This window comes from Serratia sp. T13T92, from assembly GCF_047530105.1.
Classification (GTDB): domain Bacteria; phylum Pseudomonadota; class Gammaproteobacteria; order Enterobacterales; family Enterobacteriaceae; genus Chania; species Chania fonticola.
In genome coordinates this window covers 1-17,570 of record NZ_JBLJAK010000023.1, presented here as the reverse complement: position 1 = coordinate 17,570, position 17,570 = coordinate 1, and the positions used below count along the sequence as shown (strand labels likewise).

General features: G+C 55.7%; 17 protein-coding genes. 8 read left to right on the top strand and 9 right to left on the bottom strand.

Going from position 1 to position 17,570, the window contains the following annotated elements:
- The first annotated feature begins 1 nt into the window (after position 1).
- A complete protein-coding gene (locus tag ACMV5I_RS19300) occupies positions 2–1,096 on the top strand; it encodes a glycosyltransferase family 9 protein (protein ID WP_414825076.1) in 1,095 nt (364 codons plus the stop codon).
- An 82-nt stretch (positions 1,097–1,178) separates the two neighbouring features.
- Here the strand turns inward: ACMV5I_RS19300 and ACMV5I_RS19295 are convergent, their stop codons facing one another.
- The 6 genes from ACMV5I_RS19295 to rfaD are packed head-to-tail and all read right to left on the bottom strand — an operon-like array spanning position 1,179 to position 7,551.
- Positions 1,179–2,162, bottom strand: coding sequence for a glycosyltransferase (locus tag ACMV5I_RS19295; protein WP_414825075.1), 984 nt, complete (start codon positions 2,160–2,162; stop codon positions 1,179–1,181).
- A complete protein-coding gene (locus ACMV5I_RS19290; RefSeq protein ID WP_202810537.1) occupies positions 2,159–3,391 on the bottom strand; it encodes an O-antigen ligase family protein in 1,233 nt (410 codons plus the stop codon). The genes ACMV5I_RS19295 and ACMV5I_RS19290 overlap by 4 nt, the downstream gene beginning before the upstream one ends.
- A 28-nt stretch (positions 3,392–3,419) precedes the next feature.
- Positions 3,420–4,583, bottom strand: coding sequence for a glycosyltransferase (locus ACMV5I_RS19285; protein WP_414825074.1), 1,164 nt, complete (start codon positions 4,581–4,583; stop codon positions 3,420–3,422).
- Positions 4,580–5,545, bottom strand: coding sequence for a lipopolysaccharide heptosyltransferase RfaC (gene rfaC, locus ACMV5I_RS19280; protein ID WP_261143661.1), 966 nt, complete (start codon positions 5,543–5,545; stop codon positions 4,580–4,582). The genes ACMV5I_RS19285 and rfaC overlap by 4 nt, the downstream gene beginning before the upstream one ends.
- A 2-nt stretch (positions 5,546–5,547) precedes the next feature.
- The gene (gene rfaF, locus ACMV5I_RS19275; RefSeq protein ID WP_261161266.1) at positions 5,548–6,594 is read right to left on the bottom strand and encodes an ADP-heptose--LPS heptosyltransferase RfaF; all 1,047 of its coding nucleotides are present in this window, start codon (positions 6,592–6,594) and stop codon (positions 5,548–5,550) included.
- A 24-nt stretch (positions 6,595–6,618) separates the two neighbouring features.
- Positions 6,619–7,551 carry an ADP-glyceromanno-heptose 6-epimerase gene (rfaD, locus tag ACMV5I_RS19270; protein WP_121608312.1) on the bottom strand — a complete coding sequence of 311 codons (933 nt, stop codon included), beginning with the start codon at positions 7,549–7,551 and terminating at the stop codon, positions 6,619–6,621.
- A gap of 240 nt (positions 7,552–7,791) precedes the next feature.
- Between rfaD and kbl the strand changes: the two genes are divergently transcribed.
- Both kbl and tdh read left to right on the top strand, forming a co-directional pair.
- Positions 7,792–8,988: a glycine C-acetyltransferase gene (gene kbl, locus ACMV5I_RS19265; RefSeq protein WP_024482907.1), complete on the top strand. Its 1,197-nt coding sequence runs from the start codon at positions 7,792–7,794 to the stop codon at positions 8,986–8,988.
- A gap of 9 nt (positions 8,989–8,997) precedes the next feature.
- Complete coding sequence (gene tdh, locus ACMV5I_RS19260) at positions 8,998–10,023, top strand: L-threonine 3-dehydrogenase (protein ID WP_021181859.1); 1,026 nt, start codon at positions 8,998–9,000, stop codon at positions 10,021–10,023.
- Positions 10,024–10,110: 87 nt separating this feature from the next.
- Here tdh and ACMV5I_RS19255 read toward each other — a convergent pair whose 3' ends face one another.
- From ACMV5I_RS19255 to gpmM, 3 genes are read right to left on the bottom strand one after another with little or no spacing between them, the layout of a single operon-like run.
- Positions 10,111–11,061 (bottom strand): divergent polysaccharide deacetylase family protein, encoded by a 951-nt coding sequence (locus ACMV5I_RS19255; protein ID WP_414825073.1) that lies wholly within the window; start codon positions 11,059–11,061, stop codon positions 10,111–10,113.
- Between the two features lie 2 nt (positions 11,062–11,063).
- Complete coding sequence (gene envC, locus ACMV5I_RS19250) at positions 11,064–12,398, bottom strand: murein hydrolase activator EnvC (protein WP_261467548.1); 1,335 nt, start codon at positions 12,396–12,398, stop codon at positions 11,064–11,066.
- A gap of 9 nt (positions 12,399–12,407) precedes the next feature.
- A complete protein-coding gene (gpmM, locus tag ACMV5I_RS19245) occupies positions 12,408–13,952 on the bottom strand; it encodes a 2,3-bisphosphoglycerate-independent phosphoglycerate mutase (protein WP_024482904.1) in 1,545 nt (514 codons plus the stop codon).
- Positions 13,953–14,255: 303 nt separating this feature from the next.
- On the opposite strand from gpmM, the gene ACMV5I_RS19240 reads away from it, so the two are divergent.
- From ACMV5I_RS19240 to cysE, 5 genes are all read left to right on the top strand, one after another.
- Entirely contained in the window at positions 14,256–14,690 is a 435-nt protein-coding gene (locus tag ACMV5I_RS19240) for a rhodanese-like domain-containing protein (protein ID WP_024482903.1), read from the top strand.
- 26 nt (positions 14,691–14,716) lie between these two features.
- A complete protein-coding gene (grxC, locus tag ACMV5I_RS19235) occupies positions 14,717–14,965 on the top strand; it encodes a glutaredoxin 3 (RefSeq protein ID WP_024482902.1) in 249 nt (82 codons plus the stop codon).
- Between the two features lie 83 nt (positions 14,966–15,048).
- On the top strand, positions 15,049–15,519 hold the full coding sequence (gene secB / locus ACMV5I_RS19230) for a protein-export chaperone SecB (protein ID WP_021181865.1): 471 nt from the start codon (positions 15,049–15,051) through the stop codon (positions 15,517–15,519).
- A complete protein-coding gene (gene gpsA / locus ACMV5I_RS19225) occupies positions 15,519–16,538 on the top strand; it encodes an NAD(P)H-dependent glycerol-3-phosphate dehydrogenase (RefSeq protein WP_024482901.1) in 1,020 nt (339 codons plus the stop codon). The genes secB and gpsA overlap by 1 nt, the downstream gene beginning before the upstream one ends.
- Positions 16,539–16,636: 98 nt before the next feature.
- Positions 16,637–17,458, top strand: coding sequence for a serine O-acetyltransferase (gene cysE / locus ACMV5I_RS19220; protein WP_024482900.1), 822 nt, complete (start codon positions 16,637–16,639; stop codon positions 17,456–17,458).
- Positions 17,459–17,570: the final 112 nt, after the last annotated feature.

Sequence of the window (17,570 nt, the reverse complement as noted above, 5' to 3'; positions counted from 1 at the left end):
CATGTCCAAAAAATGGAAAATCAAGGCCGCTGACTGGTTCTTGCGGCGCTATACGGCAAAGCATGGCCGTTTCCAGCCGCCAGCGACTTTCGACAGCCGTCTCCAGTTCGAGAATATCGTGATTTATTCCACGACGGCACTGGGGGATTTCATGTTCAATACCCCGGTGTTAAGAGCGATGCGCGAACGCTACCCGGTGGCGCATATCACGCTGGTGGTACATGAAAAGAATAGGGAACTGGTAGAAAACGGCCGCTATTACGATCGCGTCGTTTACTGGAATAGCAAAATAAAGACCCTGGGGCCGCTGTTGAAATCGTTGCGTGAGCATCAGCCTGATTTGGCGCTGATCATGCATTCACACCTGCCCTATGACATTATCAGCGCCATTATGGCCGGGGCTAAATATGTCATCCGGGATAACTACAGTTCGGGGATCTGCGGGCTGGAGCCTTGGCTGACCAACTACGTATTCCATTATTACGGCCACTTTATCCGCCGTAAGCTGGAGTTGGTTTCTATTCTGGGCTGCCGCAGCGACGATCCGACCATGGAAATACCGGCCCCTTATACGCCAGGAATTAAAAATCCTGATTTCTGCACCATTGGTTTCCAGCTAGGCGCTTCAACAGAATCACGCTGCTGGCCGGTGGGGCACTTTGCCAAACTGGCGGATATGCTGGTTGCTCGCTATGACAACATGCGCTTCGTGCTGATCGGCGCGCCAATGGAAGAAGGAAAAGCCCAGCAGTTCCAGCGGCTGATCAATGCCAATACCCAGGCCTGCGTTGATAACCAGATCGGCAAGACCGGGCTGCAAGGGGCGCTGACGCTGATCAGCAGCCTCGATGTGCTGGTCACCGGCGATACCGGGCCGCTCCATCTGGCAGTGGCCCTGAAAACCAAGACCATCAGCCTGTTTGTCACCGCCGATCCGCGCTCAACCGGGCCGATCCAGGATCACCAACTGCACCGTATCATTCATCAGTCACGCACGGGCTACACCATGCCATTGGAAGCGGAAGGCCCGGTGGGGGTTATACAACCGCAGCGGGTGTATGACGAAATTGTAGCCCATGTTCCGCTGAAACCTTGAGGATGAACGTATTGGTCTTGAGACAGCTGACAAACCCACCGGACTTCCAACGTAGGGGCGCTGCATGCTGCGCCCAGTGTGTTTAGCGTTTTTTCAGCCACCAACGAAGTTTAGATAAGCAGGTATCCACGCGCGCGAAACGCATCTGGCGGACTTTCTTGTGCGGAACGTCGCTGTTGCTACACAGGGCTGCCGTTTGGCGCAGGATCGCCAGGGTTTCCGGCGGGTAGTGATAATAGCCGTAGACCGCCTTCGACATGGCCTTTAACTCCGAGAAGGCGTTGGCGAGCATCAGGGCAGCCAGCTGCCGCAGTGGCTCATCACCGCGATGAGCGTCCACGAAGCGCAGCATCTTCTGCATGGCAAACAGCATATCTTCACTATCTTTCGCCCGGATGTTGCGGGTGATCCCCCGGTCATTATCCCGATAGAAGTAGAGCGAGTGGTCGAGATGAGCGATGTGGCGGGTTTTGAAATATTGGAACGGCGTGAAGATCACGTCTTCATAGCGGCGGCCGTTTTCGAACGTTTCCCCAGCCAGCAGCGTACGCCGGTAAATCCGGCTCCAGACGTGCCACATTGAGTGGGCGAACAGCGGCTTCAGACTGGCCAGGCCGTGCTGTTCGAAATCGTAGATGCGGTAGCGTACCTCGCTATTGGCGGGCACTGCTGGCGGGCTGCCAGAGAATTTCTGATAGTTGAAATCAATCAGGTCATCTTTGCCCGTGAGTAACAGCGGGCGCAGGATCGCCAGATAGTCGCTGCTCAGCAGGTCGTCGCCGTCCAGGAACGCGACGTAGCGTCCGCTGACGTGTTGCAAACCGACGTTACGAGCGTGGGCAACGCCGCGGTTTGCCTGAGTAATGAATTTGCTATGCGGATGTTGTCTGGCAGCCAGGAACTGGTTCACCAAGGCCGCTGACGCATCGCTTGAGCCGTCATCGATAATCACCACTTCAATATCATCGCCGATCTGATCGTATAACGAGCTCAGGCTGGCGATGACAAAGTCTTCATTGTTGTAAATCGGCACAATAAAGCTAAGCAGCAGCGGTGACGAACTCATACTGACGGTTCCTGACGCTTTTTCACCGACAGCACGCTGGCGATTATGGCCAGGCAGAAGACTGCCGTGCCTTCGGTACTGAAGAAAATAACGTCGCTAAGCCCGTAGACAAACAGGCTGAAGGTCACCCCCAGCAACAGCGCATTGCGATACGGCTTAAATGAGGAGATGAATAGGCCGATGTAGAGCGCCAATAACAACAAACTTCCCCAGAGGCCTTTGAGCGAATAGGTTTCCAGCAGCTCGTTATGCAGATGCACGTTGATGTAAGGCGTTACCCCGTACAACCGCGGCTCCTGCGCAATGATGGCGCGGATCTCTTCCCCACGCTGTTCGGCAGATTGCCCCAATGGTGCAAGCGAGCCAGTGCGTATGGCGATGACCTGCATCGTCAAGCGCGAAATAATCGAGTTATCCACTTCGGGCTGGTCGATCATTTGCAGATTGGTTTTGAAATCGGCAACGCGCTGTTCGATCTGTGACTTAAAAGCGAAGCCGCAGGCCAATAGCAATAAAGGCACCGAGGCGACCAGCTGGATCTTATGTTTGCGGGTCACCAGATCTTTGGTTGCCAACAGGGACAGGCAGATGGCAACGGGGTACACCAGTATGGCCGCCCGCGTTCCGGTGAGGATCAGAGTGGAGAAGGTGAGCAAGAAGCCAACCACGTACAGCGGGATGCGATACTTGGTCCGCAGCATCAGTATCGCCTTCATCATGACCAGGCTGATGGCGGTCATCAGGTAGGCAACGACGGTGGCCCGGTCGAAGTTAAGCTCCACGCGCGAGATATCTAACCGCAGGCCCTGATAAAGCGCATAACCATTGACGGCCAAGCCGCAAGCCAGCGCCACGACAATAAAGGCGCGCTGCATGCAAAGGCGCTCGTTCAGCGCGATCAGTAAAATAAACGCTGTGGCAATCTGCAGCTTACCGGTCGACATATACGAGCGGTAAATATTGATGTATTCGCCGGGCTGCTTGAAATGGTTCATCCAGAAAATCGTTCCCATACCCACGCAGAAAAACAGCAGCGGCAGGATCAGGTTTCTTTTGTTTTTCAGGAAGTACCTTAAGTGCAGGCAAACGGCAATAAAGGAGATATAGCTGGAGACATAAAACAGGTTACGCCCCGTGTCGAAGCCGAAAGGGATGGTACAAAAGGCAATGGCGCATCCCAGATAGATCAGGTAGCTAAAAATAGGATGCGGGGCTGTTTCTTTAAACATGGAGTAAGGTTTCCGGCTCACATTACGGTTAGGCAATAAAGGATTGCAGCGTGTCGTCGAATTCTGTTTTGAACAGAGCATAGCTGAAATGTTGAGCGGGGTAGTGCCGGGCATTCTGGCTCATCTGGTGATAGGTTTCCGCCACCAGCAGTTTCTCTACCGCATCCGCGCAATCGATATGCGACAACAGCTTCGGCTTGACCAGGCTGTCGGAGAGGGGATCGTAAACCTCGTGCGGGAAATCGACCTTGATGCCGGTTAACCGCTGGTGTTCTTCAATGGACACCGTCGGCGTCAAGCCAATGCCGCAGTAGCCGTCTTTCACCGCTTCCGGCTGGCCGTCTACCATGGGGAAGATCACCGGTACGCCAAAATAGAGCGACTCCATGCAGGATAAGCCGAAGGGTTCGGTGATCGGTGTGCTCATATAGATTTGTGTACGGTTGAAAAAGTCTGCCACGTTATCCTGAAACCCGCTGAAAACCACCCGCTCCCCGAGCTGCAGTTTGGCTGCCAGGGCTTCAAACGCTGCCCGATCCGGGCCTTTGCCCGCAATTTCCAGATAAACGTCGTGCCCACGGCGCAGCAGCTCCTGCATCATCAGCAAAGAAACGCTGATGCCTTTCAGGCTCACCAGGCGTGAGGCGGTTCCAATTCTGATCGGCTGTACCAATGATTTTGGCGTTTCACCGATCCCGGTAGGCGTTTTGATGCGGTTGATCACCACTGGATTCGGGCAAGGTAGATTAAAACGCAGCTCCATTACCCGTTTTGAGGCATGGGAGGCAGAAATCACGCCGTCCAGCATGGCGAAAAAGCGCAACGTCTTGTGGTTTTTGGCGTAGCGCCATGAGCAGCCATGATCGTAATAAACCAGTTTGCCACGCTTGGGCTTGGCCGCCAGCCCTGGGATCAGATCCCACACGATAATGACGTCGGCGTTTGCCCGCTCGATTTTTCTTTGCAGCAGGTATTTGCGCAGAAACTGTGGGCAACGCAGAGGGAGCGAATTGAACAGCCGGTTGGCAAAGGTGACCTGCTGGTTCGGCATCTGTTGGCGGATCTCTTCGCCAACTTCGCTGCTGACGCAAATCACCTGGTTACTGCCGTCGTGGGTATCATTGATATACTGCAGGAACAGGCGCTCAACCCCGCCCATCTTGCCTAAATTGATAATATGCAGCTTTTTCATTCAATAACCTTTTGCAGTTCTGTCCAAACGGCGTCGGCGGTGAGAGTGGCCATGCTTTTTTCCGGCGAAATCAGTGAGTGCTGATTCTGCCCGTAACCCCCAATCAGCCCCGGATCGGTCGGGCCGAACAGGGTGATATTCGGGCGATCCAGCGCGGCGGTAAGGTGGCTTAGCCCGGTATCGACCGACACCACGGCTTTTGCCCCAGCCAGCACTTCGGCAACCTGTTGCAGGCTGAGCTTGGGCAACACCTCAACATGTTCAAACCCTTCTGCCAGCCGTAAAGCGCGTTGGCGTTCGTGCTCAGCACCCCAAGGTAGCTTGATGTTTATGCCGCTCGGAGCGATCAGTGCGATCAATTCGCGCCAGTTTGCCTCCGGCCAGTGTTTTTCATCCCGCGTAGTGGCGTGCAGGAACACCAGATATTGCCCGGCATCGGCGGGTGGTTGGCTCAGAAAACGAGCGGCAATGGCGTAATCACCCGTGCTCTGTGGCTTTGCATACCCCAGGCTCTTAGCGAACAGCTCGCGAATGCGTTCCACCGCATGCTGCTGTTTGTCGATCTCATGGCGATGATTATAGAACCAGCTGGCAAAAGGCTCACGGACGCTTTTGCAGTCCAGACCGTGTTTGCTGCCGTGCGCGATGCGTGTCACCAACGCTGCACTCTTGATCAGGCCCTGGGCGTCGATCACGAGGTCATAGTTGCGCTCCTGTACCTGGCGCTTGAAATCGCAGCGCTGTTGGCGCGTTTCACTACCAAACCAATTTTTACGCCAGCGGCGAATGGCTACCGGGATCACGCGATCCACCGCCGGATGCCAGGTAGGGATCTGGCTGAACCCCTCTTCCACCACCCAATCGAAGCGGATACCGGGGATGGCATGCATCGCGTCGGTCAAGGCCGGCAGCGTATGGAGCACATCCCCCATCGAAGAGGTCTTTACTATCAGCACCTGCATGATTATTCCTCGCTGGCGGCTAGTAACGGCGTCAGCGCGTCTAACACCTGCTGTGGCTGGATGTCGATCAGGCTCTGGTGATAACCCTGGTCGGCATCGCCTTTGCGTACCTTGTGATAACCACTGATCAGGCGGATCACTTTGGCCTGATGGGACAGCGGTGGGGTGAAGTCCGGGCTGCTTGGGCCGTACAAGGCTATCAGAGGTTTATTCAACGCTGCTGCAACGTGCATCAGGCCGGAATCGTTACTGACCACGGCCCGGCAGGAGGCCAACAGGATCACTGCCTGTTCGAGCTGGGTTTCCCCGGCCAGGTTGAAGCAGAAATCGCGAGATTTTTCCGCCAAGGCGGCACGGATCTGCTCACCGGCCTCGTGGTCTTTGGCCGAACCAAACAGGGTGATTTGATAGCCTGCATCGATCAGCATCTGCGCCAGCGTGGCGTAGTGGTAATGCGGCCAGCGCTTGGCCGGGCCGAATTCGGCGCCTGGGCAAAAACCGATAATGGGCCGGTGATCGGTGAGATTAAACGCCGAAGTGGTTTCGGCAATCTCTTCGTCACTGACCTGCAACTGCGGCCAGAGTATCGGCTGCGGCAGATCTTCGGCGCGCTGTATCCGCTGCTTGTCATAGGCCAGCGCGACATAGCGCTGCACCATCAGTGGAAATGCCGCTTTATCCAGTACGCGGAGATCGTTGAGCAGGCCGTAGCGCATCTCGCCGCGCCAGCCGGTACGCTGCGGCACGTTGGCAAAGAAGGGCACCAGGGCAGACTTGAATGAGTTGGGCAGCACATAGGCACGGTCATAGCCATTAGCGCGTAGCGCATGGCCAAGACGGCGGCGTTCGCCCAATGCCAGGGCACCGTGGCCCAGCGGCATTGCCAACGCCTGGTTGACTTCGGGCATCCGCGCCAGCAGAGGACGGCACCAGGCAGGTGCCATCACATCGATTTCTGCCGACGGGTACTCGGCCTTCAGGGTGCGGTAGAGACTTTGCGACATCATCATATCGCCAACCCACGAAGGGCCAATGACCAGTATTTTCATACCGTGAGTAACTTCCTTCAGCGCTTAAGCGGGACGATTCAACCAGGCCATGTATTCTTTCACGCCTTCGGCCACGGTTTTGAACGGTGCGTCATAACCGGCAGCGCGCAACTTGGTTTGATCGGCCTGAGTGTAAGCCTGGTAGCGGCCTTTCAGCTTTTCCGGGAACTCAATGTATTCCACGGCACCGGACTGATGATATTCCACCACTGCATCGGCCACCGCCTGGAAGGTTTCCGCACGGCCGGTACCGCAGTTGAAGATGCCGGATACACCGTTCTTCCAGAACCACAGGTTGACTGCCGCCACGTCGCCGACGTAGATGAAGTCACGCTTGAAGTTTTCGCTGCCGGCGAACAGTTTTGGATTTTCGCCGCGGTTGATCTGGTTGTTCAGGTGGAACGCTACGCTGGCCATGCTGCCTTTATGGCCTTCACGCGGGCCGTAAACGTTGAAGTAACGGAAGCCACACACCTGCGAATCCGCTTCTGGCAGGATCTCGCGCACGTATTGGTCGAACAGGAATTTGGAGTAGCCGTAAACGTTCAGCGGCTGCTCAAACTGACGCTCTTCGATAAAGTTATCGGTGCGGCCGCCGTAGGTGGCAGCAGAAGAGGCATACAGGAACGGGATCTGACGATCCAGGCAGTAATGCAGGATGTCTTTGGAATACTGATAGTTGTTATCCATCATGTATTTGCCATCCCACTCGGTGGTGGAGGAGCAGGCACCTTCATGGAAAATGGCGTCAATTTCGCCCAAATCGTCACCGGCCATGATGCTGGCGATAAAGTCTTCTTTATCGACATAGTCAGCGATATCAAGGTCGACCAGGTTAACGAATTTGGTGCCATCTTTCAGGTTATCCACCACCAGGATATCGCGATATCCGTTTTCATTCAGTGCCTTGATGATGTTGCTGCCAATCATGCCAGCGCCGCCAGTGACGATAATCATTGGGTTTACCCCTGTGTTCTTCCCGGTGGTGCACAATGCTCCACCCTATATGCTGCCTATAATAGCATTTCATGCCATTGGGAACATCGGTACGGCTCTTAATATCCCGTGCCGTTACACGATGTGCCGGTTTGCCGTGATATCTGCTGCAATTTTCAGATTCTCTGTGGCGGAATGTCGTCAGTTTAGTAACAAAGCAGTAAAATATGCCGAAAATGCCCCTATCCTGGAGATGACCGAATGTCTGCGTCTTTTTACCAGCAGCTGGAACAGCAGCTTGCTACCACTCGCGCCGAAGGGCTGTTTAAACAAGAGCGCATTATCACGTCGGCCCAACAGGCCGATATCTCGGTGGCCGATGGTCGCCAGGTGATCAACTTCTGCGCCAATAACTATCTCGGGCTGGCTAACCACCCGGCGCTGATCGCGGCGGCAAAGGCTGGGATGGACAGCCATGGCTTCGGCATGGCGTCAGTGCGTTTTATCTGTGGTACACAGGATAGCCATAAGCAGTTGGAACAAAAGTTGGCCGATTTCCTGGGAATGGAAGATGCGATCCTCTACTCCTCTTGTTTTGACGCCAACGGTGGCCTGTTTGAAACCCTGCTGGGCCCGGAAGACGCCATTATTTCCGACGCGCTGAACCATGCTTCGATCATCGACGGCGTGCGCCTGTGCAAGGCCAAGCGCTATCGCTATGCCAATAACGACATGAGTGAACTGGCCGAGCAGCTGAAGCAGGCCAAGGCAGACGGTGCGCGCCACATCATGATCGCCACCGACGGGGTGTTCTCTATGGACGGTGTGATCGCCAACCTGAAGGGCGTGTGCGATCTGGCGGACCAATACGATGCGCTGGTGATGGTCGATGACTCCCACGCGGTGGGGTTTGTCGGCGCCAACGGGCGTGGGACGCACGAATACTGCGAAGTGATGGACCGCGTCGATATTATCACCGGCACCTTGGGTAAGGCGCTGGGCGGAGCTTCCGGCGGCTATACCGCTGGCAAGAAAGAGGTTGTTGAGTGGTTGCGTCAGCGTTCACGTCCTTATCTGTTCTCCAACTCGCTGGCGCCGGCCATTGTTGCAGCCTCGATCAAGGTGTTGGAACTGCTCGAAGACGGGGACGCCCTGCGCGATCGTCTGTGGGCCAATGCCAGCCTGTTCCGCGAAAAAATGACCGCAGCGGGCTTTACGCTTGCCGGGGCCGATCACGCCATCATCCCGGTGATGTTGGGTGAAGCAAAACTGGCGCAGGATTTCGCCAACGCACTGCTTAAGGAAGGCATCTACGTTACTGGTTTCTTCTACCCGGTGGTGCCAAAAGGTCAGGCACGTATCCGCACCCAGATGTCAGCCGATCACTCACCGGAGCAGATTGAACGTGCCGTTGAGGCGTTTATCCGCATCGGTAAGACGCTTGGCGTTATTGCATAAGGTAATTCGATGAAAGCGTTAGCAAAACTGAAAGCGGAAGAAGGTATTTGGATGACCGATGTGCCTCAGCCTGAGCTGGGCCACAACGATGTCATGATTAAGATCCGCAAAACCGCTATCTGCGGTACTGATGTGCATATCTATAACTGGGACGAATGGTCGCAGAAAACCATTCCGGTACCGATGGTCGTGGGCCACGAATATGTGGGTGAAGTGGTCGCCATCGGCCAGGAGGTCAAAGGCTTCAGCATCGGCGATCGCGTTTCTGGCGAAGGGCACATCACCTGTGGCCACTGCCGTAACTGCCGTGGTGGCCGTACGCACCTGTGCCGCAACACCACCGGCGTGGGCGTAAACCGCCCAGGTTCATTTGCCGAATATCTGGTGATCCCGGCGTTCAACGCCTTCAAAATCCCGGACAATATCTCGGACGAGCTGGCCTCGATCTTCGACCCGTTTGGTAACGCCGTGCATACCGCGCTCTCCTTCGACCTGGTTGGGGAGGACGTGCTGGTGTCTGGCGCAGGCCCAATCGGCATTATGGCCGCTGCGGTATGTAAACACGTTGGTGCACGCCACGTGGTGATCACCGACGTGAACGAATATCGCCTGGAACTGGCGCGCAAGATGGGTGTAACCCGTGCGGTAAACGTCAGCAAAGAAAACCTGACGGACGTGATGGCCGAATTGGGCATGACCGAAGGGTTTGACGTGGGCCTGGAGATGTCCGGTGCGCCACCGGCGTTCCGTTCGTTGCTCAATGCCATGAACCACGGCGGCCGTATTGCGATGCTGGGGATCCCACCTTCGGATATGTCGATTGACTGGACCCAGGTGATCTTCAAGGGGCTGTTTATCAAAGGGATCTACGGCCGCGAAATGTTCGAAACCTGGTACAAGATGGCGGCACTGATCCAATCCGGTCTGGATCTGACGCCGATCATCACCCACCGTTTCTCGATTGACGAGTTCCAGCAGGGCTTTGACGCCATGCGTTCCGGGCAGTCTGGGAAAGTGGTACTGAGCTGGGATTGATGTGATTGGCTAAGCGGGCGCTGCATGCGGCGCCCCTTGGCTACTTGGTCATTAATGAAAGGCGGAGCGTAAGCCCCGCCTTTTATCTTATGGTTTGGTCGACTCTGAACCCATCCAGTGCTGCCAATGGCGTTTGATCACCATCACGACCGGCGATTGCGCCACGCTTTCTGCAATGATGCCCAGTGCATGGCTGGCATTCACGCCTTCCTGCGGTAATTTAACTTTGCACTGCTTGATGCCCCCGGTGAACGGATTTTTCGGCTGCGGTTTGTGTGGCTTGGATGGCGGCACATAGCCGCTTCCACTCTGCTGCGGTTCATTGAGCAGCGAGCTGGGTTTCACCAGCACGATGTCTGAAGGCAGCGTAGCCAGCATCTGTTGCAGCACTTTTACCGTTGCCGGGCGCGGATGGCCGATGGCGATGGCCGATCCGTTGCGGCGCGCCAGTTCGACGGCACGATTAAACTGGCGGCGGATATCGTCAGGGTTGGCCGTATCGTCAAGGAACACCCTGCGTTTGATCACCTTCACGCCGGTGCCCGCCGCCGCATGTGTGGCCTGGCTGTTGCCGATGGTCATGCTGTCGAGAAAATAGAGATGGTAGTTTTCCAGCGCCTGCATGACCTTTTGCATGCCCGGCAGGCTGGAGGTCATGGCGCTGCCCATATGGTTGTTCATGCCCACCGCAAAAGGCACGTTATTCACCGCGTTACGGATGATACGCTGCACTTCTTCACTGCTCATGGAGGGTTGTAAGGTATCGCGCTCCAGCGGCTGTTTGCTGAGCGGAGCCATGGGCATGTGGATCAGCACTTCACGGCCTTGGCTATGGGCTTTGGTGGCCATCAGATGGGCGTGAGGCGCATTGGGCAGCACGGCAACGGAGATCGCCGTCGGCATTTGCAGTACGGCATTTTCTTCATGTGGGCGATAGCCCACGTCATCGATCACGATAGAGAGCTTGCCTGCCTGTGCTGCGCTAACGAACAGCAGCGCACTCAGCAACAGGGCAGTACGCGTTTTGCTATAGTACAAATCTATCTTCCCAACCACGGCTGTGGGTTAACGGCCTGACCCTGGCGACGGATTTCGAAATAGAGCGATGGCGTTCCCTGACCACCACTGGTACCGACCAGGGCGATAGGCTGACCGGCACGCACCTGCGCCCCGACGCTAACCAAAGCGCTCTGGTTGTAGCCATACAGGCTCATATCGCCCTTACCGTGTTCGACTACGACCACCAGGCCATAGCCTTGCAGCCAGTCGGCCAGCAGCACGCGGCCATCGGCAATGGCTTTCACCTCGCTGCCTTCGGCTGCGGAGATCACCATGCCTTTCCAGCGTAACTCACCTTGCAGTTGCTCGCCAAAGCGATGTTCGATGCGGCCACGCACCGGCCATACGGCTTGCCCCCCAGGCTTGCCTAAACCGCCGGTTCGCGCCATCAGTGAACGCTCACCTTCGCTCGGCTTATAGCTGGTGCCGGTTTTCTTCGCCTGCTGCTCTTTGACTTTGACCTGCTCACGCACCTTGGCCGCTTCACGCGCTTCGCGTTCGGCTCGGGCGCGGGCTTCACGTTCGGCACGGGCGATCTGATCGCGTAGACGGGTTTCGTTCTGGCGCAGTTCCACCAGCCGCTGCTGATCTTTTTCCAACGAGGCTTCTAACGCGGTCAGGGTTTTTTTACGGGCGATGCGCGCCTGTTCCAGCTTTTGCTGCTGGGTTTGTTGCTCGCCAAGCAAGGATTTCTGCTGACCCTGTTTGGCCACCAGCGAGCTCTTTTGCTCTGCCAATTGCTTACGGGTCTGCTTGAGCTGTTCAATCGACTGCTGGCGGGCTTCGTTCAGATAGCCGAAATAAGCCAGCATGCGTTCACTGCGCTGGGTTTCTTCACCGCTGAGCACCAACTGCAAGGCGCTGTGTTGCCCTTGGCGGAAGGCGGCATCGAGCTGTTTGGCGAGGATTTCCTGCTGAGTGGACTGCTGTTTTTGTAGCTTGGCGATGGAGGTGTTCAGCCCGGAAATGTCTTTGCCCAGTATGTCGAGCGTACCTTGGGTATCACGCAGCGAACGGCTGGCTTGCGCGATGGTCTTTTCCTGGAGTTTGAGCTGATTTTGCAGCGAACTGCGCTGTTGTTGCTGCAGTTTAACCGCTTTTTCTTTTTCGGCGATGCTCTGCTGAATGTCTTTGAGCTGGGATTTGTTATCTTCCGCGGCGTTGCCGGTGAATGGCAACAGCAATGCGCCAGCGAAAAACACGCTGGCGCAGATAGTGGTTAACTTCCGTGGCGCAGAGCGTTCAGGCAGCGGCTGGCTGCCTGAGTTTGCGCTTCGGGTTACCCTTGATAGTGCAAAATTCGCCTTCTCCCTCATGGGGAAGGATTATTCCACGATGAACAGCGGCTTACCAGTCATCTCTTGCGGGATTTCCATTCCCATCAGTGACAGCATGGTTGGAGCGATGTCGGACAGTTTGCCACCTTCCACCGCTTTGGCGGCTTTACCGATGTAGATCAACGGTACTGGCAGGCTGGTATGGGCAGTGTGCGCCTGGCCGGTAGCCGGATCGCGCATTTGCTCGGCGTTACCGTGATCGGCTGTAACCAAGAGTTGGCCGTCAACGGCTTTCACCGCTTCAACGACTTGCGCAATACAGTTATCCAGGGTTTCTACCGCTTTGACGGCTGCATCATAGACACCGGTGTGGCCAACCATGTCGCCGTTCGGGTAGTTACAGATGATGGCGTCATATTTACCGCTGTGGATGGCTGCCAACAGCTTTTCGGTCAGCTCGGCGGAGCTCATCTCTGGCTGTAAATCGTAGGTGGCCACTTTTGGCGAGTTGATCAGAATACGGTCTTCACCTTTGAACGGTTCTTCGACGCCGCCGTTATAGAAGAAGGTGACGTGGGCGTATTTTTCGGTTTCCGAGATGCGCAGCTGGGTTTTGTCGTGCTTCATCAGCCACTCACCGAAGGTGTTGGCCAGCGAGGCTGGTGGATAGGCACAGGCGGTTTTGATGTCGGCGGCGTATTCGGTCAGCATGACAAAATCACCAAACTTGACCACTTTACTACGTGGGAAGCCGTCGAAATCGGCATTGACGAAGGCGCGGGTGATCTGGCGCGCACGGTCGGCACGGAAGTTCATGAAGATTAACGCGTCACCGTCGTTCATTTCGGCGCTGGCTTCGCCCGCTGCCTGGATCACGGTCGGTTTAACGAACTCGTCGTTTTCGCCGCGGGCATAGGCAGCCTGCAGCGCGGCCACGGCGTTGTCGGCGGTGAATTCGCCTTTGGCCTGAGTCATCAGATCGTAGGCCAGCTGTACGCGGTCCCAACGATTATCACGATCCATCGCGTAGTAACGGCCGATCACCGTGGCGATACGCCCGGCACCCAGCGTGGCAAATTCATCACTGAAACGTTTCAGTGAATTTTCAGCACTGCGCGGTGGAGTGTCGCGTCCATCCAGGAAGGCATGCAGGTAAACCGCTTTGGCTCCGCGCTGTGCGGCCAGTTTGATCATCGCCAGGATATGTTCTTCATGGCTGTGGACGCCACCAGGGGACATCAGGCCCATGATGTGTACCGCTTTGCCTGCCTTCACGGCCTTGTCGACGGCGCTGGTCAGCGTTGCGTTGGTGAAGAAGTCACCGTCTTTGATCTCTTTATCCAGACGGGTCAGGTCCTGATACACGATGCGGCCGGCGCCGAGGTTCACGTGACCGACTTCCGAGTTACCCATCTGGCCATCAGGCAGGCCGACATCCAGACCGGAAGCGGCAATCAGGGTATGTGGCTGTTGTTGCCACAGACGGTCCATGACCGGCGTTTTGGCGTTCAGGATCGCGTTGTCCTGTTGCTCTTCCCGGTGGCCGTAACCGTCCAGGATCACCAGTACCATGGGCTTTTTCTTGCTCGACATTGCAGTAACCTCTTTATGATCGTTTTAAGTTGTGAATAGCCATCAGCCCATTGGCACTGGAATGATGGCTATTCACCCTCTGGAACCTGATGATACTACAATGTGGCCGACTAAAAAGAGCCCAAAGAGATCAAAGATGCGGTGAACAGCCTCGACTTTCTCAACGTCATGACGGTAATTTTCCAGTGTACTCCGCAGTTTCTGCATTCCCGTTTGCTTATTGGCTGTATTTGACGCATTCGGCAGGTATACTCTGAAACCTTGACTTATTTTTCCCTTAACTGACGGGAGTTGTTACACCCCATGCTGCAAGAAATTATGCAATTTGTTAGCCGGCACCCCATACTTAGTCTGGCCTGGGTCGGTCTGCTGGCTGCCGTGATCGTCATGACCTTCAAGAGCCGTTTCTCCAAGGTTAAAGAGATCGCCCGCGGTGAAGCTACTCGCTTGATTAATAAAGAAGACGCGGTAGTGGTAGATACCCGTACCCGTGATGATTTCCGCAGAGGCCATATCGCCAACGCGATCAACCTGACGGCGAGCGAGATCAAAACCGGCAGCTTCGGCGAACTGGACAAACACAAGGCCCAGCCGGTCATCGTGGTCTGTGCCAATGGCACCGCCTCACGCGAACCCGCAGAAAACCTGAGCAAAGCCGGGTTTGAACAGGTCTATACCCTGAAAGACGGCATTGCCGGCTGGAGTGGGGAAAACCTGCCGTTGGCGCGTGGCAAGTAAATTTTAGTGTGATTGAAGGGGTTTCCATGGCTAACATTGAGATCTACACCAAGGCAACCTGCCCGTTCTGTCATCGCGCCAAGGCGCTGCTGAACAGCAAGGGAGCTGCGTTTAGCGAGATTGCCATCGATGGTGATAACGTCAAGCGCGAAGCAATGATTGCGCGCAGTGGGCGAACCACCGTGCCTCAGATTTTCATCGATGGCCAACATATTGGCGGCTGTGATGATTTACATGCACTTGATGCTCGCGGTGGGCTGGATCCGCTGCTGTAAACCAGCGGCGGTCCCACTGCCAAGATGTGGGTATTGCAACCACTGAGTGTCTATAAGGATATTTAACCAAGGGTATTACACACATGTCAGAACAAAACAGCACAGAGATGGCTTTCCAGATCCAACGCATTTACACCAAGGATATCTCATTCGAAGCGCCAAACGCTCCGCAGGTATTCCAGCAAGAATGGCAGCCAGAAGTTAAGCTCGATCTGGATACGGCTTCCAGCCACCTGGCAGACGACGTCTACGAAGTGGTACTGCGCGTTACCGTTACCGCCTCTCTGGGTGAAGAAACCGCATTCCTGTGTGAAGTCCAGCAGGCAGGTATCTTCTCCATCTCCGGTATCGAAGGCACGCAACTGGCACATTGCCTGGGTGCATACTGCCCGAACATTCTGTTCCCGTATGCGCGTGAGTGCATCACCAGCCTGGTTTCTCGCGGTACCTTCCCGCAGTTGAACCTGGCACCGGTAAACTTTGACGCACTGTTCATGAGCTATTTGCAGCAGCAGGCGGAAGGCGAAAGCGCTGAACCTCATCAGGATGCCTGATGAATACCGTCAATGCTTCAATGACTGTAATCGGTGCCGGCTCGTACGGCACCGCTTTAGCCATTACGCTGGCGCGTAACGGCCACCCGGTAGTGCTGTGGGGGCATAACCCCGAGCAGATCCAGATTATGCAGCGCGATCGCTGCAATCAGGCATTCCTTCCCGGCGTCCCTTTCCCCGATACCCTGTTGCTCGAAACCGATCTTGCTCGTGCATTAGCGGCCAGCCGTGATGTGTTGGTGGTGGTGCCTAGCCACGTGTTTGGTGACGTATTGCGTCAGCTGAAACCTCATCTGCGCCCGGATGCCCGTATCGTATGGGCGACCAAAGGTCTGGAAGCGGAAACGGGGCGGCTGTTGCAAGACGTGGCTCGTGAAGCTCTGGGGGATACCATCCCACTGGCGGTCGTTTCTGGGCCAACGTTTGCCAAAGAGCTGGCGGCCGGATTGCCAACGGCGATCGCCCTCGCCGCCACCGACGAGCAGTTTGCCGAAGATTTACAGCAACTGCTGCACTGTGGCAAAAGCTTCCGCGTCTACAGCAACCCGGATTTCATCGGGGTACAGCTGGGTGGGGCGGTGAAAAACGTGATTGCTATCGGTGCCGGTATGTCTGACGGTATTGGTTTTGGTGCCAACGCGCGTACCGCATTGATCACTCGTGGCCTGGCGGAAATGAGCCGTCTCGGCTCGGCATTGGGTGCCGATCCTTCCACCTTTATGGGCATGGCTGGGCTGGGCGATCTGGTGTTAACCTGTACGGATAATCAATCGCGCAACCGTCGTTTCGGTATTATGCTGGGGCAAGGCAAGGGCGTGCAGGAAGCGCAGGATAGCATCGGCCAGGTGGTTGAAGGCTATCGCAATACCAAAGAGGTATTGGCGCTGGCGCAGCGCTTTGGCGTGGAAATGCCGATCACCGAACAGATCTATCAGGTGCTGTACTGTGATAAAAATGCCCGCGAGGCAGCGTTGACTCTGCTTGGGCGCACCAAGAAAGACGAAAAGCACAGTGCTTGACCTTGGCTGCGGTGCAGCAATGTATCGCGCCGCGACAATTTGATTAGGTTACCCTGCCGGGATCAGGCGGGGTAGTCTGTTTTGGCAGAGAGGAAGCGATGTCGTCAGAAGAGTTAGAACAGGTCTGGAGCAGCATTAAATCAGAGGCGAGAGCACTGGCAGATTGTGAACCGATGCTGGCTAGCTTTTTCCACGCGACCTTGCTCAAGCATGAAAATCTGGGCAGTGCGCTCAGCTATATTCTGGCGAACAAACTGGCCAATCCGATCATGCCGGCGATTGCCGTGCGTGAGGTGGTGGAAGATGCCTATCGTTCCGACGCTCAAATGATCGTCTCAGCGGCCCGCGATATTCTGGCGGTGCGGCTGCGCGACCCCGCAGTAGATAAATATTCAACGCCGCTGCTGTACCTGAAAGGTTTCCATGCCTTGCAGGCGTACCGCATCGGCCATTGGTTGTGGATGCAGGGCCGCCAGGCATTGGCGATCTACCTGCAAAATCAAATCTCGGTCGCCTTTGGGGTGGATATTCACCCGGCAGCCACCATCGGCTGCGGCATCATGCTCGACCACGCCACCGGCATTGTGATCGGTGAAACCGCCGTAGTGGAGAATAACGTCTCTATCCTGCAGTCGGTAACCCTGGGCGGGACAGGTAAAACCAGCGGCGATCGCCACCCTAAAATTCGCGAAGGCGTGATGATTGGCGCGGGGGCTAAAATCCTCGGCAATATTGAAGTGGGGAAAGGGGCCAAGATCGGTGCTGGTTCCGTAGTGCTGCAACCCGTGCCGCCACATACCACCGCCGCAGGCGTGCCCGCACGTATTGTTGGCCGCCCGGAAAGCGATACGCCATCGATGGATATGAACCAGTACTTCAACGGTGCCAATCACGGGTTTGAGTATGGCGACGGTATCTGAATAGTTTATCTGTAGTTATCTCTCATTACCTCCAATACCCCTTTAATCCCTTGTAAACCGGCATGTGACGCAAAATCACATATCGGTTTATATCTGTATTTCTTGTTATTAC